Raw genomic sequence first — 21,642 nt, 5'->3', positions numbered from 1 at the left:
CATCCCCGCGCCCGCTAGGGCAGGGCGCTGCACACCGGGGTGCTGCCCTTGCCGCAGCTGCTGCCGTCCGGGCACTGCGCGTTGTCGGTGCAGGAGAGGCCGCAGCTCCCGGAGGCGCATACCCCGCCCTCCAGGCCCCGCGCCTGGCACTCGGCGTCCTCGGTGCACGCGCCGCCGAGCACCTGGTAGCCCGCGCAGGTGGCGGGGCGGCGGCTGCCGTCCGGAACGCAGCTCCCCTCGACGCAGGCGAAGCCCGCGCTCGAGCAGGTGCCCGCGCCGGTGCAGGGCACGAGGCAGGCCGAGCCGCCCTCGGGCAGGGGGCGGCACAGGGTGTTCTTGCCGCACTGCCAGTCCCCGCTGCAGGCCGCGCACAGCTTGCCGCTGCCCTCGCAGCGGTCGTTCTTGCACTTGAAGCCCGCGGCGCACTGCGTGTCGCCGGTGCACTCCACGCAGCGCCCGTCCGCGGCGCACACCGCGCCAGCCACGCAGCCCGAGTACTGGCAGCCGCGCTGGGCGTAGCTGGGGTCGTCCGCGAGCTCCACCTTGAGGGGCTTCTGCTCGCCCGGCGTGACGCAGCTCTGCTGGGCGCTCACCGGGAAGCCCGCGGCCGTCACGGCGATCTCGTAGCAGCCCTCGGGCAGGGGGCCCACGCGCGCGCGGCCCGTCTTCTCCAGCTTCAGCTTGCGCAAGGGCGTGCCCTCCACGGACACGCTCGCGTTGCTCAGCGCCATCTGGCCGGGCGTGGCCACCTCCAGCTGCAGGAAGCCGCCGGGGCGCGGCGCCACGTCCCCCAGCTCCACGGCGCGCGCGCCGTCCACGTGCACGGGGATGCGGGTGGCCGAGTCGGAGCTCGCCAGCACGAAGAGCTCGGACTCACCGGCGGGCACGCCCGCGAGCTCCCAGTGGCCGTCCGGCCCCACCGCGGTGGAGATCTCCGGCGCGCCCACCACCGCGACGACGGCGAGCGTGGGGTCGCTCTGGGTGAGCCGGCCGCGCACGGTGCCCACGCGCAGGGGCGCGTTGTCGATGCTGCCACAGCCGCTCAGCGGGCCCGTGAGGAGCGCGAGGGCGAAGAGGAGTGCGTTGCGCATCAGAACCGGTACCCCACGCCTGCCCAGCCGCCGGTGTAACCCACCGCCTGGGCCTGGCCATCCGTCATCACGTACGTGACCATCAGGTGCGCCTGGGAGCTGAGCTCCAGCCGCTCCGTCAGGCGCCACACCACCCCGCCCACCACGCCGGGGCTCACTGTGAGGTAGCTCTGCGCCCCGTGGTAGGCCTCCAGCTGGAAGGACCTCTGCAGGGAGAGGGCGGCCACGCGCGGGCCGGCAAAGAGGCTCAGGCGCTCGAAGCGCCAGGTGTAGGGAACCGCCATACCGAGCGAGAGGGTGCGGTAGCGGAAGGGCACCGGGGCGCTGCCCGGGTCCAGCGCGAGCGCGTGGCTGCCCGTGCCCGCGCTCACGTCCAGGAGCAGGCTGAAGTCCTCGAGCGGGCGGTGCTCCCAGCGGAAGGCCACCCCCAGCTGGGGGCTCGCCGGCAGGAGCTGCTCGCGGCTGTGGCGGTCGACGAATGCGAACACCCCGCCCATCAGGCTCACCGTGCGCTGCGCCTGGGACTGCTGCACCAGCTGCTCGAGCGGCAGGCGCTGGCCGGCGAGCAGGTCCACCTCGCGGGTGAGCAGCACGCTGCCGCCCTTCTCCAGCTGCACCGTGCGCTTGCCCGGGGCCACCGCCGCGCCGCCCGGCAGCTCCACCCGCTGCTCGCCGTCCACCTTGAGCGTGAAGCCGTCCAGGCGCGGGTTGTAGGAGTAGAGCTCGGGGCGCCCCGTGCGCCGCACGCTGCCGGCGAGCACCACCGGGTCCGCGCCCACCTCGAGGATCTCCGCGCTGGGGCGCTGGCGCCCCTCGGTGAAGGCGAAGGTGCGGCGGCGCGCGTAGTCGTGGGCCTCGGTGGCGGTGACCGCCCCGTCCACGTTGCGGTCCGCCTCGCCGGAGAGCCCCTCGATGAGGAAGTGCGTGTAGATGTCGTTCTGGAGGGTGTCGTCCTCGCGCGCCGTCTCGCCCCAGTCGGCGGCCGCGAACTTCAGCGCCGCGCGGCTCGAGTCCTCGAGCGGCCGGGTGAAGAAGCCGGCCTTGATGCCCGCGAGCTCCTTCTCCAGCGCCTGCGGCAGGAGGCTCTTCCCGCTGCCCGAGTGGCAGGTGGCGAGCACCAGCAGGCGCCGGCGGCTGGGCAGCTGGTCGAACTCCGCCTCCAGCGCGTCCATGGAGAGCGCCGTCTGCGGGATGGCGCGGAAGGAGGCGTCGCGGGTGACGAGGTAGCGGCGCAGCTCGCCCCGCTCGTCGCGCGCGAGCGTGCCGTGGCCCGAGAGGTACACCACCACGATGTCGTCGGGCCGGGTGGCCTCGCGCGCGAGCTGCCGCACCGCCGCGAGCACCGCGGCGCGCCCCGTCTCGCCGGGCGTGGCGAGCACCCGCACGCTCTGGAAGGCGCCGCGCGCGGGGTCCTTCAGCGCGGCGGCGAGGTCCGTTGCGTCCTTCTCCGCGTAGCGCAGGGCGCGCCACTGCGGGTCGTCCGGGTGGCCGATGCCCACCAGCAGGGCGAAGCGGCGCGGCGCGTAGGCGCTCGCGAGTGCCCCCTCGTCTACCTGCAGCGGGACGAGCCCTCCCTTCTCACCCCCGCTCCCCTGCGCGCGCACGGAGGCCGCCGGCGCGCCACAGGCGGCCAGCCACGCGAGGAGGAGGAGGGGGAGGAGGGCGCGCGTCACAGGTCAGCGCGCATTCTCTCCAGATCCCACCCGCACGTCGAACCGGGAGACCTGCAGGCCCAGGTCGCGGGGGGCGGAAGTGTCACCTGCCAGGGCGCGGCGTACCGCCTCGGGCTCGACCGGCTGGCCGGCCGGCAGCCCCACGAGCAGCAGGCGCAGGGGACCGCGCTCGCCCTGCAGCCCCACGCCGGCGAGGCCCGCGTCGCCCGCCAGGTCGTGCGTGCCCGCCTCGAGCGGGAAGCGCCCGAGCAGCTCGGGGGCGCTGCCCGCGCGCTGCTGGAAGAGCAGGGCGGTGCCCGCCTCGGTGGCGTGGTAGCGCAGCAGGAGGACGTCCGCGTCCTGCACCGGGGCGCCCGCGTCCAGCCGGCGCAGCGCGCCCGAGCGCGAGCGCGCAGCCACCGAGAGCTCCAGCTCCAGGCGGCCCGCGCCCTTCACCCCCTGCTCCTGCGGGGCGAGGGGAGGGGGCTGCAGCTGGCGCACGGCGACCATCGCCACCAGGCCCGCGGCGAGCGCGGCGGCGCCCGCGCCCACCCAGCGGCGGCGCGCAGGCGGGGCAAGCGCGCGGCGGATGCGCGCGAAGCCCACCTCGTCCAGGGGGCGCTCTGCGGGCGGGGCGAGCGAGAGCAGCAGCCGGTCCACCTGGCCGTCCAGCAGGCCGGGGCCCGCGCTCTCCTGCAGGAAGCGCTCGCACACCTCGCACTCCTCGGCGAGGTGGCGCGCGAAGTGGGCGCGCGTCGCCTCGTCGCCCGCCTCGAGGGCGCGCAGGGCTTCTGCGCTCAGGTGCTCGCTCATGTTCCGGCCCATCGTCTCATCCCCCATGGCTCACTCCCTGCGTCCTGCGAGCACCTGGCGCAGCAGCTCGCGCTTGATGCGTGCGCGAAAGCGCTCCAGGCGCATCGTCACCGCACTCTTGCCCACGCCGAGCTTCTCGGCGATCTCGCGCGCGCTCAGCTCGCCCTCGACGTAGAAGAGCTGCACCGTGCGCTTCTCCTCGCCCTCGGGCAGCCGCTCGATGAGCTCGCGCACCACGGCGATGTCGCGCTCGAGCTGCAGGGCGGGGGGCAGGTGCGGCACGCTGTCCGGCTCCGCGTCCGCCAGCTCCTCGTCCATCCGCCGCGCCTGGCCCCGGCGCTCCAGCCGGGTGCGGGCGCGGTTGCGCGCGATGGAGAGCAGCCACGCCTCGAAGGCGGCCGGCTCCTTCAGCCGGGGCAGGGCCTTGAAGGCCCGCACGTAGCTCTCCTGGATCACGTCTTCCACCTCGTCCGGGTCCAGCGGAGCGAACGCCGCCACCGCACGCCCCACCAGCGGGCGCGTGCGTCGGTACAGCTCACTGAAGGCAGGCGCATGCCCGTCCACCGCGCGCCGGACCCAGTGCGTCAGCTCCTCCGTGGGACCCACTTGCTCTCCTGACCTCCCGAGCGGCCCAGCGGCCACAGGCGCCTGCCGGACGCCGGGCGCCAGTTCCTGCTGGCCCGCTGCCCCAGGTGGGACACAATGCCCTCCCGCCAGCCCCCCTTCCTGCCACGAGGACGCCCCATGCGCGCCATCAATTTCAGCGCCGGCCCTGCCGGCCTCCCCCTGCCGGCGCTCGAGCGCGCCCGCGACGAGCTGCTCGACTACGCGGGCAGCGGCATGTCGATCATGGAGCAGAGCCACCGCGGCAAGGTGTACGAGGCCGTGCACGCCGAGGCCCAGGCGCTCCTGCGCGAGCTGCTGGGGGTGCCCGAGACCCACCAGGTGCTCTTCCTGCAGGGTGGCGCGCGCCAGCACTTCGCCCAGGTGCCCATGAACTTCCTGCCGCCCGGCGGCAGCGCGGACTACCTGCTCACGGACACCTGGAGCGAGGGCGCGCTCGAGGAGGCGCGCTGCTACGGAAGCCCCCGCGTGGCCGCGAGCACCGCCGGGCCGGACGGCCGCTACACCCGCGTGCCCCGCCAGGGGGAGCTGCAGCTGGACCCGAAGGCCGCCTACGTGCACCTCACCAGCAACAACACCCTGTTCGGCTCGCAGTTCCACACCTTCCCGGACGTGGGCAGCGTGCCGCTGGTGGCGGACATGAGCAGCGACTTCCTGTGGCGCCCCACGGACGTGGGCCGCTTCGCCCTCATCTACGCGGGTGCGCAGAAGAACGTGGGCCCCTCGGGCCTCGTCATCGTGCTCGCGCACCGGGACTTCCTCGCGCGCGGCCGCAAGGACATCCCCAAGATCTTCCAGTACGGCGTGCACGCGGCGAACGACTCGCTCTTCAACACCCCGCCGACCTTCGCCATCTACCTGTGCCGCAACGTGCTCGCGTGGGCCAAGGGCGTGGGGGGCCTCGCGCAGCTGGAGCGCTGGAACCGCGAGAAGGCGGCGCTGCTCTACGGCACGCTGGACCGGCTCTCCGGGTTCTACCGCGCGCCGGTGGAGCGCGAGAGCCGCTCGGTGATGAACGTGGTGTTCCGCCTGCCCACCGAGGCGCTGGAGGCCACCTTCGTCGCCGAGGCCCAGAAGGCCGGCATGGTGGGGCTCAAGGGCCACCGCAGCACCGGCGGCATCCGCGCCTCGCTCTACAACGCGGTGAGCGTGCAGGACGTGCGCACCCTGGTGGACTTCATGGAGGCCTTCGCCCGCACGCACGGCTAGCGGGCGCAGTGTTCCCCCGCACGATGAATATGGCCCCGGGCGCGGCGTCCCCCTCGACGCGCCGTCCCGCGTTTGACTAGACCTGTCGCCCCAACCCCGGAGAGAACCCCATGAAGAAGCTGTCGGTTCCCGTGCTGCTCCTGTCGCTCGCGCTCGCCCTGCCTGCCCTGGCCAAGGAGAAGGCCGGCGTGAACCTGCCGGACCGCGTCACGGTGGAGGGCAAGAACCTCACGCTCAACGGCATCGGCCTGCGCACCAAGCTCATCTTCAAGGTCTACGTGGCCGGCCTCTACCTCGAGAACCCGTCCAACAACGCCGAGCAGGTCATCCACTCCGACCAGGTCAAGCGCGTGCAGATGGTGATGCTGCGCGACTTGGAGAAGGAGAAGGTCGCCGAGGCGGTGCGCAACGGCTTCGAGAAGAACAACAAGGAGAAGATGCCCGCGCTGAAGGAGCGCCTGGACAACCTCGTCGCCGAGATTCCGGACTTCAAGAAGGGCGAGTCCTTCGTCATCACCTACCTGCCCGGCAAGGGCGTGACGATGACGAACAAGGCCGGCCAGGTCGTGACCGTGCCGGGCAAGGACTTCGGCGACGCGCTCTTCTCCGTGTGGCTGGGCCAGAACCCGGTGGACGGCGGCCTGCGCGACGAGATGCTCGGCAAGAAGGGCTAGCCCGACCCCGACTTCCCGCAGGGCCCGCGCCCCGCTTCGCCCCGCCGCCCTCACGGCGCGGGGTGGGGCGGGGCGCGCTCTTTCCGCCCACCGTCACGAGGGACGTACCCGGGTCGCAGGAATCAGCCCGGTCGCCGAAACGGCTGTCCGCGAGAGGACGCGCCCACCCGCTGGGCGGGTCCCGCTTTTCCAGGCCATCCGAATTCTCCCCTGCAGGGCCGGCGAATGGCCGCCGGGAGACTCTGGGGGGCCGATGTTCAGGCGTGCGCTGTGGCTGTCCGTGTTGTGCGGCGCGTGCTGGGGCTGCGGAGGCGGCAGTCCACCGCAGCCCGCCGTGGACCCGCTGTGCAGCGGCGTCGCGGGCACCTGCACGGCGTTCGCCGCGGGGACGAGCGAGCAGGACATCCAGCGCGCGCTCGTGGCCGCAACGCCGGACAGCACCTTCGTCTTCGGCGAGGGCACCTTCTCCTTCCAGAATGCGCTCGCGCTGGTGAACGTGGCGGGCGTCACGCTCCAGGGCGCAGGGCGCGAGCGGACGGTGCTCGACTTCTCGGGGCAGGTGGCCGGCAGCGAGGGCCTCTCGGCAGAGACCACCAGCCGCCTGCGCGTGCGGGACCTGGGCTTGAAGGACCCGAAGGGGGACGGCATCAAGGTGGTGGGCTCCTCGGACGTGCGCTTCGAGCGCGTGCGCGTGGAGTGGACGAGTCCAAACGCCGCGGAGCACGGCGCCTACGGCCTGTACCCCGTGCAGTGCACCCGCGTGCTCGTCCAGGACAGCTACGTGCGCGGCGCCTCGGACGCGGGCATCTACGTGGGACAGAGTCGGGACATCGTCGTGCGGCGCAACGAGGCCACGGGCAACGCGGTGGGCATCGAGATCGAGAACTCGCAGCGCGCCGACGTGTACGAGAACGCGCTGCACGGCAACACCGGCGGCCTGCTCCTCTCCTCGCTGCCACTGCTGCAGGTGGGCAACGCACGCCAGGTGCGCGCCTACCGCAACCAGATCCACGACAACAACCTGGCCAACTTCGCGGCGGGCGGAAACACGGCGGCCCTCGTGCCCGCGGGCACGGGCGTGCTGGTGCTGGCGCACGCGGACGTGGAGCTGTTTGACAACACGGTGTCCAACCACCACTCGGTGGCCATGGCGGTCCTCAGCTACCTGCTCACCGGGCTGGAGCTCGGCGAGCCCGCCTACGACCCCTACGCGCGGGGCGTGTACCTCCACGACAACAGCTTCTCCGGCAACGGCTCGGCGCCGGACACGGCGACCTCGCTGGGCCAGATGCTCTCGCCGCTGCGCTCCCACATGCCCGGCAAGCGCACCGCCGACGTGGTGACGGACGGCCTCGTGCCGCCGGGCGCCAGCGGCGCGAACCCGCTCGAGCTGTGCCTGGGCAGCGCGACCGCCAGCTTCGTGAACCTGCACGCGGACGCTCCGGACGAGCACGGGCTCTTCACCCACTTCGACACGGACGTGGCCCCCTATGCCTGCACCCGCGCTGCGCTGCCGGAGGTGTCCTTTGAGGGCCTGTAGCGCGCTGCTCCTGCTGCTCGCGCTGCTGGGCTGCAGCGCGGGCGACGCTCCGTCCGACCCGGAGCAGCCCGCCTGCGACGGCCCCGCGGCGGGCTACCTCCAGACGCCGCCGCCGAAGCTCTCCGCGTGGTGCCTCGTGCGCAATGACGGTGGGGTGCTCCAGCCCCTGGGCCGCAGCGTGCCCTACGAGCTCAACACGCCGCTGTTCTCGGACTACGCGCAGAAGTACCGCACCGTGTGGGTTCCCCCCGGAACGCGCGCCGCCTACCGGGACGCAGGCCCCATGGACCTGCCGGTGGGCAGCGTGGTGACCAAGACCTTCTCCTTCGCGCAGGACCTGCGCGCGCCCGCCGCGCAGCAGCGCCGCGTCGAGACGCGCATCCTGATGCGCACCGAGGCCGGCTGGGTGGGGCTGCCCTACCTCTGGAATGCCGAGGGCACGGACGCGACCCTGGAGCCCGCGGGCGCCATCGTGGACGTGGCCTGGACGGATGCCGCGGGCGCACCGCAGCGCACCCAGTACCTGGTCCCCAACCAGACCCAGTGCAAGAAGTGCCACGAGGACGCCGCGGGCCAGCCGATGCACCTGCTCGGGCCCACCGCGGGCCAGCTCAACCGCACGCTGGACTACGGCCAGGGCGCCGAGAACCAGCTCGCGCACTGGACGCAGGTGGGCCTGCTCGAGGGCGCTCCCGCCCCCGAGGCCGCCCCGCGCCTCGCCGCGTGGGATGCGCCCGGGGAGAGCGTGGAGGCGCGCGCCCGCGCCTACCTGCAGGCCAACTGCGCCCACTGCCACAGCCCCAGCGGCCCCGCGCGCACCAGCGGCCTGTACCTCACGGTCGACGAGACGGACCCCCTGCACCTGGGCATCTGCAAGCCGCCGGTGGCCGCGGGCGCGGGCTCTGGCGGCCACGACTTCGACGTGGTGCCCGGCAAGCCCGAGGAGTCCATCCTCAGCTACCGGCTGCGCTCGGTGGACCCCAAGGTGGCGATGCCCGAGCTGGGCCGCAGCGTGGTGCACGCGGAGGGCGTGCAGCTCGTGGAGGCGTGGATACGCGGCCTGCCGGGCAGCTGCAGGTAGGCGGCGGCCTTCAGAAGAGGCTGAGCTGGGGCCCCTCGCGCACCGGGCGGCGGAAGGGGCTCGGCCCCGGCTCGGAGTCCCCCATCTCCGTGGGCAGCAGCCCCAGGCGGCGCGCCGTGGTCTTGAACAGCGCGTCGATGGCGCGCGCGTACACGCCCTGGCCGTGCATGCGGTGGCCGAAGCGCGAGTCGTTGAGCTCGCCGCCGCGCGTCTCGCGGATGCGGTGCAGCACGCGGTCCGCGCGCAGGGGGAGGCGCGCGCGCAGCCGCTCCTCGAAGACCTGGGCCACCGGGCCCGGCAGCCGCAGGAGCCCGTAGAAGGCGCTCGTGGCGCCCGCGTCCTTCGCGGCCGAGAGCACCCGGGCGATGTCCTCGTCGTTGAGCCCGGGGATGAGCGGCGACACGGACACGGAGACCGCGATGCCCGCCGCCGCGAGACGCTCGATGGTCTGCAGGCGCCGCTTCGGCGTGGCGACGTAGGGCTCCACCGCGCGCGCGAGCTCCGCGTTGTGGAAGGGCACGCTGATGCCCACCCACAGCCGCGCCTCGCGCGAGAGCGTCTGCAGCACGTCGATGTCGCGCTCGACGAGCGGCGCCTTGGTGATGATGCCCACGGGGTTGCGGTACTCGGCGCACACCTCGAGGCAGCGCCGGGTGAGCCGCAGGCTGGCCTCGAGCGGCTGGTAGCAGTCGGTGACGCCGCTGAACACGACCGTGTCGCCCTGCCAGCGCGGCCGCTCGAAGGCCTCGCGCAGGAGGTCTGGCGCGCGCGGCTTCACCACCAGCTTCGTCTCGAAGTCCGTGCCCGCGCCCATGCTCAGGTACTCGTGCGTGGGGCGTGCGTAGCAGTACGCGCAGGCGTGGAGGCAGCCGCGGTACGGGTTCACGCTCCAGGTGAAGCCCACGTCCGGGCTGTCGTTCTTGCCCAGCACCTCGCGGCTCTGGTCCTCGTAGACCTCGAGCGTGGAGGGAGGGATCTCCTCCAGGTACTCCACCTCCGTGCTCGCCCACGGGTTGGGCGGATTGGCGATGGGACGCGCGCGCATACACCCAGGGTGAGGCTGAACGTGCGTTCAGTCAAGCGCACTGGGCCGCAAAGACAGAAGGCCGGCCCTCCAGGGAGGACCGGCCTTCTTTGAGAGCGGCGGACCGGGTTCGAACCGGCGACCCCGAGCTTGGGAAGCTCGTGCTCTACCAGCTGAGCTACCACCGCGTGAGCAGGCGCCAAACTAGGGGCGAGCCCCTGCCTTGTCAACGCCGAACGAGCGCGCGGAATCGATGTCCACTGCGCGACGCCGTACCGGTGTGCAGCGGACGTCGCGGCGACTGCCTGCCGCGCACCGTGCAGGCGAGCGCGCGGGGCGCAGTCCGGCCGTCCTGCGCGAGCGCGGCGGCGTGCGCATCCCTCGGAGCAGGGCTGCTGCTCGGAGGGGGACATGGGCGTGGGACGTTGGGGCACGAGGCTCGGCGCGCTGGCGTTGGTGGGGCTGCTGGCCGCGTGCGGCGGCTCGGACGGGGACGCGCCGCCGACGCCGCAGCCCTCGCCGGACCTTCCTGACGCCGGCCCCGGCCTCCCGGACGCGGGGCCCTCCGCGCCGGACGCGGGTCCGGGCGACGACGGCAGCACCGGAGGCCAGCTCGGGTGGTCGCGCGAACAGGGCTACGTGGGCGACTCCTGGAACCTGCGGGCGATGGAGGGCGCGAAGGACGGCAGCTTCGTCGTCTGGACCTTCTGCCTCCGCGACTGCACGGGCGAGACGGGGTCGCTCGTCTCGCGCGTGGACCGGGTGCAGGCCTTCCGCGCGGACGGCACGCTCTCCTGGTCCCGGGACTTCCCCCGCACGGCGCGCCTGCTGAGCCTGGAGGTCTCCGCGAGCGGCCGCGTGGTGATGTCCGGCAACTACTCGGGCGCACCGGACTTCGGCGGCGGTCCGCTGCAGGTGCCCCGGCCTCCGGTCGACGGCGGCTTCTTCCTGCTCGTGCTCTCCGCGGACGGCCAGCACCTCTGGTCGCGCGGCTTCGCCCCCACGCCCGTGGAGCCGAGCGGCGCGCCGCGCAGCTTCCAGCTCCGCGTCGCTGCGGACGACTCGGACCACCTCGTGCTCGCCGGCCGTCACACGGGCCCGCTGGATCTCGGCGGCGGGGTGCTCGAGCCCGGCTCGCGCAGTCCCTACCTCTTCGCGGCGCGCTTCGATGCCGCGGGCCAGCACCTCTGGTCGCGCTCGCTGCACGCCGTAGCGGCAGGCGGCGACGTCTCCGTGGAGGCGCTGGGCACGGACGCTGCCGGCAACCTCGTGCTGGGAGGCACGGCCGCGCCTCCCGGCGCCCCGCGCGGCGACTCCACCTGGGACACCGAGGGTGGGGCGCCCTACGCCCTGAGCCTCGCCGCGGCGGACGGGAGCCCTCGCTGGACGCAGCTGCTCGAGGGGCCCCGGGGCGCGCTCACCGCCGTGGCGCGCACGCCCGAAGGGGGCGTCGCGCTCGCGGGCCACTACGGCCGCAGCGGGTTCGAGTTCGCGGGCCGCGAGGTCGCAGCGCCCCGAGGCCTGGATGCGCTGCTGCTCGCCGTGGGGCCCGGGGGTGAGCCGCGCTGGGCGCGCGCCTTCGCGGGCTCCTCGCGCGAGGTGGAGCCCAAGCTCGTCTCCGACGCGCAGGGGAACCTCACCCTCGCCGTGGTCTCGGACGGGACGCTGGACCTGGGAGGGGAGACCTTCGTCCCGCCGCCGCGCAACGAGCCCAAGGGCCAGCTGTACCTCGGCCGCTACGCCGCGCAGGACGGCGCCCACGTCTGGTCGCGCCTCATCGGCAACCACACCCGCTTCAGCTCGCCCTTCTTCGTCTACGGCATCTCGCCGCAGCCGGATGGGTCCGTGGTGTACGGCGTGCTCAACAGCCGGCTGGAAGACCCGGTGGTGTTCGACGGGAAGACCTTCCGCCAGCGGGGCCTGCTCTTCCTGCAGCTGCTGCCCTGAGCATCGCGAAAGCCCGTTGCAACTCAGTTGCAACGGGCTCTCGGCGCGTGGGGCCTAGCCCTCCTCCTCCACGCTGAGCTGGTAGGGGTCCTGGAAGTTCGACTCGCGGTTCTTCGAGTCGCGCACCTCGAGCAGGTACACACCGGGCTCGGCGCTGTAGCGGATGGACTCGGGCGCATCGCCCTTGGCGCGGTCGCTGGTCTGCACCAGCTGGGGCTTGCCGTCCTCGCCGAGGCGGTGGAGGTAGAGCCCCACGTCCACCTTGAGCACGCCGATCAGCGTCACCTTGAGCGAGGTGCGCACGGGGCGGTCGCTCAGGTCGAGGCGGTAGAAGTCGGTGTCCTTCTTCGGGAACACCGTGCCACGCAGCGGCTTGCCGATCGTGATGGGCGTCGCGCGCTCGGGGGTGTTGTTCGGCTCGCGCTCGTAGCTGCCATCATCCGGGGCAGCGGTGAGGGTGAGGCGGTAGGGGACCTCGGCGTTCTCGTAGTCCTTCACCCACTTGCCCTCCACCTTGCGCGGCGCGCCCTCCACGCGGAAGTAGCAGGCGCCCTGGCAGGTGACGTCGTTGAGGCGCTCGGGCTCCTTGAGGGCGCCGTCGTTGGCGCGCAGCGTGACGGTCTCGCTGCCGCCCTCCGTGGCCGGCGGCTCCACGACGCTGAGCATCAGGTCCAGGCGCTCCACGCCCGAGAGCTCCGCGCGCACGCGCAGCGGCTCCTGGGTGTGCAGCACGAAGGTGTCCACGTCGCCCTTGGGCGAGAGGAAGCCCTCCTTGTACGCGGTGCCAGTGGGGCCGGGCAGCTGCACGGGCGTGGCCTTGGCGAGCGCGTCGTTGGGCTCGAGCTCGGCGTTGGCGCCCGCGGGCTCGCGGGTGACGCTCAGCGTGTAGGGCGTGTCGGTGTTGGCGCCGCGCTTCGCCTCCTTGCCGGTGCCGCTCCAGGCGCTCTTCACCACCAGGTAGACCACCTGGTCGTTCGCGCGCACGCCGATGTTGCGCAGGGAGAGGGGCTGGCCCTCCTGGCCCCGCGTGGTGAAGAGCGGCGCCTCGGCGGCCGAGAGCAGGGTGAGCTCGGGGCGCACGCCGGGCACGGCGGACAGGTCGATGCGCAGCGCGATGCCGGGGGGCTCGGGCGGGGGAGGGGGCGTCGCTCCGGGCAGCACCACCGCGGCGGCGCCGCCCGCCTGGGCCGCCTGCGCCGCGGCCTCCTCGGCGCGGCGCGCCTCCTCGTCGGGATCCGGGGCTGCCGGGGCCGGCGGAGCGTTGGCCTCGGCCGCACCGCCCGCATCCGCCGTGGCCTCGGCCGGAGCAGGCGCGGGGGCCGCAGGCTCGCCGCTGCCCGCGTCACCTGCGCCTGGCTGCAGCTCGAGCCGGTACCAGTCCTCGTCCGCGGCGTGGCCGATGTACGCGGCGACCGCCTGGCCCAGCAGCAGCGGGGTCGCATCCGCGGCGCGGTCGTTGGGCTCGCGCTCCTCGCCGTCGCCCGGGGCGCGGAAGCTGACCTGGAGGCGGTAGGCGCCGCCCGCGCCCTTGCGCGCGGCGGCCACCCGCACCCAGCGCTCGCCGTCCACGTACAGGTTGGGCAGGTGCTCGCCCTGGCCCTCGCCGCCGCCGTTCACGGTGACCAGCGGGTTGCGGTCGCGGTCGAAGACGCCGAGCGTGACGTCGCTGCCGGGGATGCCCGAGACGCTGACGTCGGCCACGCGGGGGCTGCCCGGCGCGAGCCGGTACCAGTCCTCGTCCGCGCGCGAGGGGTCCGCCGCGAGGCCCGCCGTCACCACGGCGTCGCCGCTGATGCTCAGCGCCTGCTCGGGCCGGTCGTTGGGCTCCTGCTCGTTGAGGGCCGCGGGGCCCGCATCCGGAGCGCCCGCGTCCGGCGCCTCGCTCGCGCCCTTGCGGCAGCCACTGCCGGCGGCGAGCAGCACCGCGCACAACCCCACCCAGCCCAGACGTCGCGTCACGTGTCCTCCTGGCACCCGCCTACTCTTTCCGGTGGTGCCGTGGTGTCAAGGACGCCAACAGGGCGCCGCGCGCTTTCATCCTGCGCCGGGGGCCGAGGGGTGGGGGACTGGAGCGGTGTAGGCAAAGTGATCCAGGATGCCCGCATGGCCTCCTCTCTCCCCACGTTCCCCCTGGCCCTGCTCCTCGCCTCGGCGCCCGTCGCCGCCGCGCCGCCCCGGGCGGCCTCCGTCCCGAGCGCAGCTCCGAGCGCAGCCGTGCGAGCGCCCGCGGGCGTGGGCTACGCGCAGGTGCGCGACTACTACCAGCGCGAGGAGAAGCCCGGGCGCTACGGCGTGCTCAACCTGCTGGACGGGCGCGAGCTGAGCGCCTGGTGCACGCCCGGGCCGGACACGCTGGACGTGCCCGTCACCGTGGGCTTCAAGGACAGCGTCACCCTGGACGAGGTGCGCGTCTTCACCGGCAACGGCGCGGACGAGAAGAGCTTCCAGGGCACGAGCCGTGCGCGCGAGTTCTCGCTCGAGAGCGCGAACGGCGCGCGGCGCTTCAGCGTGGCGGATCAGCGCGGGCTGCAGACGGTGCAGCTCAACCCGCCCCTGAGCGGCGCGCGCTTCACCCTCTGGGTGCTGGACCAGTACCCCTCGCAGGACCCCGAGGCCCCGGTGTGCGTGACGGACGTGGTGTTCGTCTCGCAGGGCAAGGCGCTCAACGGCCCCTGGCTCGCGCCGCGGCTCAAGCCGGACGCGCGCGTGGCGCCGCTGCTGGGCACGTGGTTCGCCGGCTACGACGGCGCCCCGGACCGCTTCCTCTCGTTCTACTTCGACGGCACCTTCCGCTACGTGGCCGAGCCCTTCGAGGACGCGGCGGGCAAGCGCAACGTGGTGGGCAGCTACGCGGTGAGCGGCACCCACCTCACGCTGGAGCTCCCCAAGCGGGGCAAGGTGCGGCTCGCGCTGCGCCGGGAGGCGCGCGAGGGCGGCGGCGAGCAGCTGCGGCTGGACGGGACGGCGCCCGAGGGACTCGAGGCCCTCCGGGAGCCCTTCCGCAGCCAGCCCTGAAGCGCTGGCTGCCGCGCGGACGCTAGAGCGCCGCGGACTTCTTCTTCGCGCTGAAGTGGCGGAAGAAGTGGATGATCTCGTCCTTCGCGGTCTTCTGGTCGCTCGCGTCGCGGAACTCGGACTCGAGGAACATGCCGCCGCAGGACTCGCAGGTGTCGTAGTGCAGGGGGTGCTGGCGATCCCCCCCGTCCACGCGCACCAGGTCCACCTGGCACTCGGGGCACTGACCGGTCAGTGCGTTTGCGTCCACCTTGCCGCCCAGGCTCTCGAGCCCCGGCAGGTTGGCGTGGAGCAGCTGGCGGTTGAGGTCGGCGACGTCGACCCAGAGGCCTCCGCACTCTCCACACTTCCGCAACGTCATCTCCTCCCCTTCGAGATCGGCCATCTCGACGTTGCAACCGGGGCAATCCATGGGGCGGGTCATTCTCCTGAAAGGGGGAGCACTGCTCCCGGTGAGAAGAGGATGATAAGGCGCGCTATTTTGAGGATGCAACCCGGCATCCCGGTCGATGTTGCGAAAGTGCGCCCTAGGCCTTGACGCGCTCGATGTCCGCGCCCAGGCCGCGCAGCTTGCGCTCCAGGTGCTCGTACCCGCGGTCCAGGTGATAGACGCGTTGGACTTCGGTCCTACCCTCGGCGCGCAGCCCCGCGAGCACGAGGCTCGCGCTGGCGCGCAGGTCGGTGGCCATGACGGGGGCGCCCGAGAGGCGCTTGACCCCCTTCACGATGGCGTTGGCCCCGCGGATGGTGATGTCCGCGCCCATGCGGTCCAGCTCCGGCACGTGCATGAAGCGGTTCTCGAAGATGTTCTCGCTGATGACCGAGGTGCCGCTCGCCACGCTCATCAGCACCATGAGCTGGGCCTGCATGTCGGTGGGGAAGCCCGGGTGCTCGCTGGTCTTCACGTCCACGCTCTGGATGACCTCGGGGCCCTGGCAGCGCAGCCCGCCCGCCTCGGCGCTCAGCGTGCAGCCGGCCTCGCGCAGCTTGAGGATGACCGCGTCCAGGTGCTCGGGCACGGCGTGGCGCACCAGCACGTCGCCGCCGGTGATGGCGGCCGCGACCAGGAGTGTGCCCGCCTCGATGCGGTCCGGGAGGATGGCGTGCTCCACGGGCTTGAGCGCGTCCACGCCCTCGATGGTGATGACCGAGGTGCCGGCGCCCTCGATGCGCGCGCCCATCTTGTTGAGCACCCGCGCGAGCTCCTCCACCTCGGGCTCGCGCGCGCAGTTCTCCAGCACGCTGCGCCCCTTCGCGAGCGCGGCGGCCATCATCACGTTCTCGGTGCCGGTGACGGTGATCACGTCGAAGCTGACCGTGCCGCCCCGGAGCCGGTCCGCGCGCGCCTCCACGTAGCCCTCGGTGAGGGTGATCTCGGCGCCCAGCGCCTTGAGCCCCTTGAGGTGCTGATCGATGGGGCGCGCCCCGATGGCGCAGCCGCCCGGCAGGGACACGCGCGCGCGGCCGTAGCGGGCGACGAGGGGCCCGAGCACCAGCACGCTCGCGCGCATCGTCTTCACGAGATCGTAGGGCGCCTCGGGGGTGATGGGGCCGTGCACGCCCACGCGGCAGCGGTCGATGTGCTCGCCCGTGAGCCGCTCCGTGTCGCAGCCCATGATGCGCAGCAGCTTGAGCATGGTGGCCACGTCCGCGAGCTCCGGCACGTTGCGGTAGGTGCTGGTGCCGTCCGCGAGCAGGCTCGAGGCGAGGATGGGCAGGGCCGCGTTCTTCGCGCCCGACACGTTCACCTCGCCCTTCAGCCGCGCGCCGCCCTTCACGATGATCTTGTCCACGTCTGCGTATCCTTTAGCTCGGCTGCGGCTCGGCGGCCGCAGGCTGTGTCCCGAACGCCATGCGCTCGCGGCGCTCCAGGTCGCGCTCCACGCGCGGGCTCTCGAAGCCCGCCTCGGTGAGCAGTGCCAGGAGCGCCGCACCCTGGGTCTCCCCGATCTCCAGTGCAAGCAGCCCGCCAGGCTCGAGCCACTTGCGCGCGCCCGTCACGACCCGGCGCACGAGCGCCAGCCCGTCCGCTCCGCCATCCAGCGCCATGCGCGGCTCGCGCCGCACCTCCGCCGACAGGCCCGCAATCTCCCCCGTGCCCACGTAGGGCGGGTTCGAGACCACCAGCCGGAAGCGCGGAGCGGGCGGCAGGGGCGCATAGAGGTCCCCGTGCAGCACGCTCACGCGGGCGCCCACCCCCAGCGCCTCGGCGTTCTCGCGCGCGAGCGCGCAGGCGTCCGGGGAGAGGTCCACGGCGACGACCTCCGCCTGCGGCCGCTCGGCCGCGAGCGAGATGGCGATGCAGCCCGAGCCCGTGCACAGGTCCAGCGCGCGCGCAGGGGCGTCCTTGGGCAGCGCGTGCAGCGCCGCCTCCACCAGCAGCTCGGTCTCGGGGCGCGGGATGAGCACGCGCGGGTCCACCTTGAAGGGGCGGTTGTAGAACTCGCGCACCCCGGTCAGGTACTGGGTGGGCTCACCCGCCATGCGCCGCTCGATGAGCGCCTTGAAGAGGGCGAGCTCCTCCTTGGAGAGCGGGCGGTCCAGGTCCACGTAGAGCCGCACCCGGCCCACCTTCAGCACGTGGGCGAGCAGCACCTCGGCGGTGAGCCGGGGGCTGTCGATGTGCCGCTTCTCGAAGTGGCCGGTGGTCCAGGTGAGGACGCGGCGCACCGTCCAGATGTCGCTCATGCGCTGGGCGGCTTCGGCGCGCCGGTCTGCTCCTTGAGCGCTGCGGCCTGGAAGAAGGTGCGGCAGGCGGTGACGAGGTCCTCGATGTCCCCGGCCATGATGGCAGGCAGGTTGTGGCGCGTGAGCCCGATGCGGTGGTCCGTGAGCCGGTCCTGCGGGAAGTTGTAGGTGCGGATCTTCTCGCTGCGGTCGCCGGTGCCCACCTGGCCCTTGCGCATGCTGTCGCGCTCGCTCTGGATGCGCTCCTGCTCGAGCTCGTAGAGCTTCGCGCGCAGCATGCGCATCGCCTGGGCGCGGTTCTTCGTCTGGCTCTTCTCCTGCTGGCACTTCACCACGATGCCCGTGGGGTGGTGGATGAGGCGCACCGCCGAGTCGGTGGTGTTCACGCTCTGGCCGCCCGCGCCCGTGGAGCGCATCACCTGCATCTCGATGTCCGAGGGGTTGATGTGGATGTCCACGTCCTCGGCCTCGGGCATCACGCTCACGGTGATGGTGGAGGTGTGGATGCGCCCTTGCGCCTCCGTCGCAGGCACGCGCTGCACCCGGTGCACGCCGCTCTCGTACTTGAGGCTGCTGAACACCTGGTCGCCCGAGAGCGTGACGGTGACGTCCTTCACGCCGCCCGCGCCCCCGGCGCTCATGTCCACGATGTCCGCCTTCCAGCCGCGCCGGTCCGCGTAGCGCAGGTACATCTGGAGGACCTCCTGGGCGAAGAGGCCGGCCTCGTCGCCGCCGGCGCCCGCGCGGATCTCCAGGATGACGTCCTTCTCGTCGTTCGGGTCCTTCGGCAGCAGGAGGATCTTGAGCTCCGCCTCGAGCGCGTCGCGCTTCTCCTTCAGCCCGGGCAGCTCCTCGCGCGCCATGGCCTTCTCGTCCGGGCCGCCGGTGGCGAGCCACTCCTCCACCTGGGCGAGGTCCTGCAGCACGCTCCGGTAGGTGCGGAACGTGTCGACGAGCTTCTCCAGCCCGGCGCGCTCCTTGGACACCTTCTGGAGCTTCGCCGAATCGCCGAGCGTCTCGGGGTTCGACAGGTCGGCCGTGAGGCGCTCGAACCGGCGCTCCACCTCTTCAAGCTTGTCAATCATCGTAGTGGGAGGGGGTATTGCCCCTTTGGCCTCCGCCTGGCAAGGGAGAGCGCCGTCAAGAAAAACCTTGGATGTTCAGGGGGGGCCATGAAAGAAGGGCGCCCTCTTTCCTCACCGGAGTCCGATAGAGATGCCTACCCCCAAGGGAAACCGCTCGAAGAAGAAGCTGTCCAGCCGCGCCAAGGTCAAGAAGGGCGTGCTCAAGCGCCGCCGCGCTCGCGCCAAGAAGGGCCAGAAGAACAACAAGATCTAGCGGCTCAGGCCCGCGTCCTCCGCGGGCCCTCTCCGATCGGCTGCTCTCTCCTCTCCTCTTCAGGGGAGAGAGCCCACCGGGACGTCTGTCTCTCCGTCTCCTCCGGCCGTGGCCCCGCGCGGGTCCCCTGGGGAAACTCTGCCTTGCACCCTCGAATGGGCGGCGCGTATGTTCGCGCCGATTTCATGGCCCGCGACAAGGACAACATCGCGCTCTCCGACGAGCACAACTCCCGGGGGATCGAGCTCGCGGACCGCGGCTGGCTCGACGAGGCGATCAAGGAGTTCAAGAAGGCGATCGACCTCGATCCCGACTCCGCGCACGCCCACGACAACCTGGCGACCGTGTACGCGGAGAAGAAACTCTTCCGCGAGGCGCTCGCCGAGTACCTCACCGCGCTCAAGCTCGAGCCGGACAGCGCCACGGCCCACTACAACCTCGCCTGCTTCCTCTCCAGCCACGCCGGCGAGTTCGCCGTGGCCGAGTACAAGGAGGCCATCGAGCTGGACCCGGAGTACCCGGACGCCCACTTGAACCTCGGCCTCACCTACGCGGACCAGGGGCGCATCGAGGAGGCGATGAAGGAGCTGCAGACCGCGGTGGAGCTGGACCCCGCGGACGCCTTCCCCCGCCACGAGCTCGCGGCCCTGCTGATGGACGAGGGCGACTACCGCTCGGCCATCACCCAGCTGAAGGAAGTGGTGCGCCTGGAGGCGGACAACTTCGAGGCGCAGCTGGACCTGGGCATCTGCTACGCGCAGAAGGGCTTCTACGCCGAGGCGGAGCGCGCCTACGAGAAGGCCCGCGCCATCTCCCCGGACGACCTGCTGCTCAACTACAACCTCGCCGCGCTCTACGCGCTGTGGGGCCGCCGGCAGGAGGCGCTCGAGTACCTCAAGCGCGCCATCGCCGCGGACCGCGCCAAGGTGACCGGCTGGCTCGCCTCGGACCCGATGTTCGACGCCCTCAAGGGCGAGCCCGAGTACGAGGCGCTGCTCTAGCGCTCCACGCAGCCTCTCCTCCCGGCGGCGCATCCTATGGAATGGGTCTTCCTCGGCCTGGCCCTCCTGCTCGTGGTGGCCAACGGCTTCTTCGTGGCGACCGAGTTCGCCATCGTGAAGGTGCGCTCCACGCGCCTGCAGGCGCTCGCGGACGACGGGCGCCCCGGCGCGGCCAACGCCCTCAAGATGACCGAGCGGCTGGACGCGTACCTCTCCGCCACGCAGTTCGGCATCACGCTCGCCTCGCTGGGGCTGGGCTGGCTCGGTGAGCCCGCCTTCGCGCACCTGGTCGAGCCGCTGATTGCGCGCGTGGTGCCCGCGAGCGCGGCGGAAGGCCTGAGCCACTCCATCGCGGTGGCCATCGGCTTCGCCATCATCACCTTCCTGCACATCGTGATGGGGGAGCTCGCGCCCAAGAGCCTCGCCATCCAGCGCGCGGAGGCCGTGACGCTGGGCGTGGCGCTGCCGATGCGCGCCTTCTACTTCGTCTTCTACCCGGGCATCTGGCTGCTCAACGGGATGGCCGGCAAGGTGCTGCGCCTCTTCGGCCTGGAGCAGGCGGGCGAGAGCCACGAGGCGCACAACGAGGACGAGCTGCGCGTCATCCTCCACAGCTCCGCGCAGGCGGGCGCCATCACCACGGCGCGCGCCGAGCTGCTCGAGCGCGCGCTGGAGATGGCCCAGAAGACGGCGCGCCAGGTGATGGTCCCGCGCAGCCAGGTGCGCTACCTCGACCTCGAGGAGAGCCTGGAGAAGAACATCGCGGATGCGCGCGCGGCCGGGCACACCTGGCAGCCGGTGTGCCGCGGGGACATGGACCACGTGGAGGGGATGGTCAACGCGAAGGACCTCTTCTTCCTCCTCAGCCGCGACGAGCTGCGCACGCTCGCGCAGGTGCAGCGCCCGGTGCTCTTCGTGCCCGAGACGGCCACGCTCGAGCAGCTGCTGAGTGAGTTCCGCCGCCGCCGCCGCCAGATGGCGCTGGTGGTGGACGAGCACGGAGGCACCAGCGGCCTCGTCACGCTCGCGGACGTGGTCGCAGAGGTCGTGGGCGACGTGGCGGAGCTGGGCCGGCGCGTGGGCGAGGTGCGCGTGCTGCCCGGCGGGCGCCTCGAGCTGCCCGGCACCACGCAGCTCGACGACCTCGAGGACCGCCTGGACGTCTCCTTCGAGCTGGACGAGGACGAGGAGGGCGAGGTCACCACCATCGGCGGCTACCTCATGGCCAAGCTGGGCCGCATCCCCGAGAAGGGGGACACCCTGCGCCTGGACATGTGGCGCATCCAGGTGGAGGAGGTGGACGGGCCGCGCGTGGTGCGCGTGAGCGTGGAGCCCGGCGCGGGGCCCAAGCCCGCGGCGACGTAGCGCAGCGCTAGGCCTCCCGGTAGCCGGCGCTCGCCATGCAGGTGCGCAGCTGGCCCTTCGCCCGGTGCAGCAGCACCGCCACGTTGCCCGCGCTCGTGCCCAAGAGGCGCGCCACGTCCTCGCCGGGCACCTCGTCCAGCAGCCGCAGCGTCACCACCCGGCGCTGCACCTCGCCCAGGTGCGCGACGCAGCCCACCGCCGCCGCGTGCGCCTCCGCCGCGGCGATCAGCGCGTCCACCGACGGCCCCTCCGAAGGGAGCGCGGCGAGCTCGGCGGGCGCGTGCGTGCGTGCGACCGCGTGGAGGCGCCGGCGATTGCGGGCGAGGTTTCGCGCGAGCACGCTGAGCAGCTTCGCCGCATCCTCGGGCACCTCCACGAGCTGGCGGGCCTGGGGCAGGGTGAGGAAGCTGCTGAAGGCCTCCTGCACGCACTCCAGCGCGTCCTCGGCGCTCAGGCCCTCGCGGCGCACCTGGCGCACGAGGCGGGCGCGCTGCGCGTGCACGAGCTCGCTGAGCCAGGCGAGGAAGCGGGGAGGGGCGGGCGGCAGGGGACGCGCAGGGCGGGGCTTCGGCATGCGCTC

20 protein-coding genes and 1 tRNA gene are annotated in these 21,642 nt (G+C 72.8%); 9 read left to right on the top strand and 12 right to left on the bottom strand.

Translation table 11 applies throughout. The features are described from left to right. Positions 1-14 precede the first annotated feature (14 nt). From FGE12_RS09090 to FGE12_RS09075, 4 genes are read right to left on the bottom strand one after another with little or no spacing between them, the layout of a single operon-like run. Positions 15-1,091 carry a carboxypeptidase regulatory-like domain-containing protein gene (locus tag FGE12_RS09090; protein ID WP_153866026.1) on the bottom strand — a complete coding sequence of 359 codons (1,077 nt, stop codon included), beginning with the start codon at positions 1,089-1,091 and terminating at the stop codon, positions 15-17. Then, positions 1,091-2,764 carry a caspase family protein gene (locus FGE12_RS09085; protein WP_194797727.1) on the bottom strand — a complete coding sequence of 558 codons (1,674 nt, stop codon included), beginning with the start codon at positions 2,762-2,764 and terminating at the stop codon, positions 1,091-1,093. The genes FGE12_RS09090 and FGE12_RS09085 overlap by 1 nt, the downstream gene beginning before the upstream one ends. 3 nt (positions 2,765-2,767) lie before the next feature. Next, positions 2,768-3,583 carry a hypothetical protein gene (locus tag FGE12_RS09080; protein ID WP_228530682.1) on the bottom strand — a complete coding sequence of 272 codons (816 nt, stop codon included), beginning with the start codon at positions 3,581-3,583 and terminating at the stop codon, positions 2,768-2,770. A gap of 3 nt (positions 3,584-3,586) precedes the next feature. Beyond that, a complete protein-coding gene (locus FGE12_RS09075; protein ID WP_194797726.1) occupies positions 3,587-4,162 on the bottom strand; it encodes a sigma-70 family RNA polymerase sigma factor in 576 nt (191 codons plus the stop codon). 138 nt (positions 4,163-4,300) lie between these two features. On the opposite strand from FGE12_RS09075, the gene serC reads away from it, so the two are divergent. The 4 genes from serC (at position 4,301) to FGE12_RS09055 (ending at position 8,684) form a co-directional block, all read left to right on the top strand. Then, a complete protein-coding gene (gene serC, locus FGE12_RS09070) occupies positions 4,301-5,389 on the top strand; it encodes a 3-phosphoserine/phosphohydroxythreonine transaminase (protein ID WP_153866025.1) in 1,089 nt (362 codons plus the stop codon). Positions 5,390-5,499: 110 nt separating this feature from the next. Then, a complete protein-coding gene (locus tag FGE12_RS09065; RefSeq protein WP_153866024.1) occupies positions 5,500-6,063 on the top strand; it encodes a chalcone isomerase family protein in 564 nt (187 codons plus the stop codon). 334 nt (positions 6,064-6,397) lie between these two features. Further along, the gene (locus FGE12_RS09060) at positions 6,398-7,603 is read left to right on the top strand and encodes a parallel beta-helix domain-containing protein (protein WP_194797725.1); all 1,206 of its coding nucleotides are present in this window, start codon (positions 6,398-6,400) and stop codon (positions 7,601-7,603) included. Next, positions 7,590-8,684 (top strand): SO2930 family diheme c-type cytochrome, encoded by a 1,095-nt coding sequence (locus FGE12_RS09055; RefSeq protein ID WP_228530681.1) that lies wholly within the window; start codon positions 7,590-7,592, stop codon positions 8,682-8,684. Before FGE12_RS09060 ends, FGE12_RS09055 begins: the two co-directional genes overlap by 14 nt. A gap of 10 nt (positions 8,685-8,694) precedes the next feature. Here FGE12_RS09055 and FGE12_RS09050 read toward each other — a convergent pair whose 3' ends face one another. Together FGE12_RS09050 and FGE12_RS09045 are read right to left on the bottom strand one after the other, a co-directional pair. Further along, entirely contained in the window at positions 8,695-9,729 is a 1,035-nt protein-coding gene (locus tag FGE12_RS09050) for a PA0069 family radical SAM protein (protein ID WP_153866021.1), read from the bottom strand. Between the two features lie 94 nt (positions 9,730-9,823). Next, positions 9,824-9,896 (bottom strand) — tRNA-Gly (locus FGE12_RS09045). Between the two features lie 223 nt (positions 9,897-10,119). Here FGE12_RS09045 and FGE12_RS09040 point away from each other — a divergent pair. Then, a complete protein-coding gene (locus FGE12_RS09040; RefSeq protein WP_153866020.1) occupies positions 10,120-11,655 on the top strand; it encodes a hypothetical protein in 1,536 nt (511 codons plus the stop codon). Positions 11,656-11,709: 54 nt separating this feature from the next. On the opposite strand, the gene FGE12_RS09035 is transcribed toward FGE12_RS09040, so the two are convergent. Further along, entirely contained in the window at positions 11,710-13,614 is a 1,905-nt protein-coding gene (locus FGE12_RS09035) for an ABC transporter substrate-binding protein (RefSeq protein WP_370458929.1), read from the bottom strand. A gap of 144 nt (positions 13,615-13,758) precedes the next feature. Here FGE12_RS09035 and FGE12_RS09030 point away from each other — a divergent pair, with 144 nt between their 5' ends. Continuing rightward, positions 13,759-14,670 (top strand): hypothetical protein, encoded by a 912-nt coding sequence (locus tag FGE12_RS09030; protein WP_153866019.1) that lies wholly within the window; start codon positions 13,759-13,761, stop codon positions 14,668-14,670. Between the two features lie 22 nt (positions 14,671-14,692). Here FGE12_RS09030 and FGE12_RS09025 read toward each other — a convergent pair whose 3' ends face one another. From FGE12_RS09025 to prfA, 4 genes are all read right to left on the bottom strand, one after another. Then, positions 14,693-15,082, bottom strand: coding sequence for a zf-TFIIB domain-containing protein (locus FGE12_RS09025; RefSeq protein WP_153866018.1), 390 nt, complete (start codon positions 15,080-15,082; stop codon positions 14,693-14,695). Positions 15,083-15,197: 115 nt separating this feature from the next. Next, entirely contained in the window at positions 15,198-16,463 is a 1,266-nt protein-coding gene (gene murA, locus FGE12_RS09020) for a UDP-N-acetylglucosamine 1-carboxyvinyltransferase (protein ID WP_194797723.1), read from the bottom strand. Positions 16,464-16,476: 13 nt separating this feature from the next. Further along, entirely contained in the window at positions 16,477-17,358 is an 882-nt protein-coding gene (gene prmC / locus FGE12_RS09015; RefSeq protein WP_153866017.1) for a peptide chain release factor N(5)-glutamine methyltransferase, read from the bottom strand. Then, positions 17,355-18,443, bottom strand: a complete 1,089-nt coding sequence (prfA, locus tag FGE12_RS09010) for a peptide chain release factor 1 (RefSeq protein WP_153866016.1) — start codon at positions 18,441-18,443, stop codon at positions 17,355-17,357. Before prfA ends, prmC begins: the two co-directional genes overlap by 4 nt. A gap of 130 nt (positions 18,444-18,573) precedes the next feature. Between prfA and FGE12_RS30655 the strand changes: the two genes are divergently transcribed. From FGE12_RS30655 to FGE12_RS09000, 3 genes are all read left to right on the top strand, one after another. Next, positions 18,574-18,696, top strand: coding sequence for a hypothetical protein (locus tag FGE12_RS30655; protein ID WP_255449876.1), 123 nt, complete (start codon positions 18,574-18,576; stop codon positions 18,694-18,696). Between the two features lie 185 nt (positions 18,697-18,881). Then, positions 18,882-19,697, top strand: coding sequence for a lipopolysaccharide assembly protein LapB (locus tag FGE12_RS09005; protein ID WP_153866015.1), 816 nt, complete (start codon positions 18,882-18,884; stop codon positions 19,695-19,697). Between the two features lie 36 nt (positions 19,698-19,733). After that, positions 19,734-21,062, top strand: coding sequence for a hemolysin family protein (locus FGE12_RS09000; protein ID WP_153866014.1), 1,329 nt, complete (start codon positions 19,734-19,736; stop codon positions 21,060-21,062). A 7-nt stretch (positions 21,063-21,069) separates the two neighbouring features. Here FGE12_RS09000 and FGE12_RS08995 read toward each other — a convergent pair whose 3' ends face one another. Next, a complete protein-coding gene (locus tag FGE12_RS08995; protein ID WP_153866013.1) occupies positions 21,070-21,636 on the bottom strand; it encodes an RNA polymerase sigma factor in 567 nt (188 codons plus the stop codon). Positions 21,637-21,642 lie beyond the last annotated feature (6 nt).

The organism is Aggregicoccus sp. 17bor-14, from assembly GCF_009659535.1.
Taxonomy (GTDB): Bacteria; Myxococcota; Myxococcia; order Myxococcales; family Myxococcaceae; genus Aggregicoccus.
Note: the sequence above shows the minus strand (reverse complement) of the source record. Positions and strands in the feature narration are given on the sequence as shown.

What these genes read in the sequence shown, in the direction of transcription:
- prmC (WP_153866017.1), bottom strand. Translation starts at nt 17,358, where the DNA reads ATGAGCGACATCTGGACGGTGCGCCGCGTCCTCACCTGGACCACCGGC.
- FGE12_RS08995 (WP_153866013.1), bottom strand. Translation starts at nt 21,636, where the DNA reads ATGCCGAAGCCCCGCCCTGCGCGTCCCCTGCCGCCCGCCCCTCCCCGC.
- FGE12_RS09000 (WP_153866014.1), top strand. Translation starts at nt 19,734, where the DNA reads ATGGAATGGGTCTTCCTCGGCCTGGCCCTCCTGCTCGTGGTGGCCAAC.
- FGE12_RS09025 (WP_153866018.1), bottom strand. Translation starts at nt 15,082, where the DNA reads ATGGATTGCCCCGGTTGCAACGTCGAGATGGCCGATCTCGAAGGGGAG.
- prfA (WP_153866016.1), bottom strand. Translation starts at nt 18,443, where the DNA reads ATGATTGACAAGCTTGAAGAGGTGGAGCGCCGGTTCGAGCGCCTCACG.
- FGE12_RS09005 (WP_153866015.1), top strand. Translation starts at nt 18,882, where the DNA reads ATGGCCCGCGACAAGGACAACATCGCGCTCTCCGACGAGCACAACTCC.
- FGE12_RS09065 (WP_153866024.1), top strand. Translation starts at nt 5,500, where the DNA reads ATGAAGAAGCTGTCGGTTCCCGTGCTGCTCCTGTCGCTCGCGCTCGCC.
- serC (WP_153866025.1), top strand. Translation starts at nt 4,301, where the DNA reads ATGCGCGCCATCAATTTCAGCGCCGGCCCTGCCGGCCTCCCCCTGCCG.
- FGE12_RS30655 (WP_255449876.1), top strand. Translation starts at nt 18,574, where the DNA reads ATGCCTACCCCCAAGGGAAACCGCTCGAAGAAGAAGCTGTCCAGCCGC.
- FGE12_RS09030 (WP_153866019.1), top strand. Translation starts at nt 13,759, where the DNA reads ATGGCCTCCTCTCTCCCCACGTTCCCCCTGGCCCTGCTCCTCGCCTCG.
- FGE12_RS09040 (WP_153866020.1), top strand. Translation starts at nt 10,120, where the DNA reads ATGGGCGTGGGACGTTGGGGCACGAGGCTCGGCGCGCTGGCGTTGGTG.
- FGE12_RS09050 (WP_153866021.1), bottom strand. Translation starts at nt 9,729, where the DNA reads ATGCGCGCGCGTCCCATCGCCAATCCGCCCAACCCGTGGGCGAGCACG.
- FGE12_RS09080 (WP_228530682.1), bottom strand. Translation starts at nt 3,583, where the DNA reads ATGGGGGATGAGACGATGGGCCGGAACATGAGCGAGCACCTGAGCGCA.
- FGE12_RS09090 (WP_153866026.1), bottom strand. Translation starts at nt 1,091, where the DNA reads ATGCGCAACGCACTCCTCTTCGCCCTCGCGCTCCTCACGGGCCCGCTG.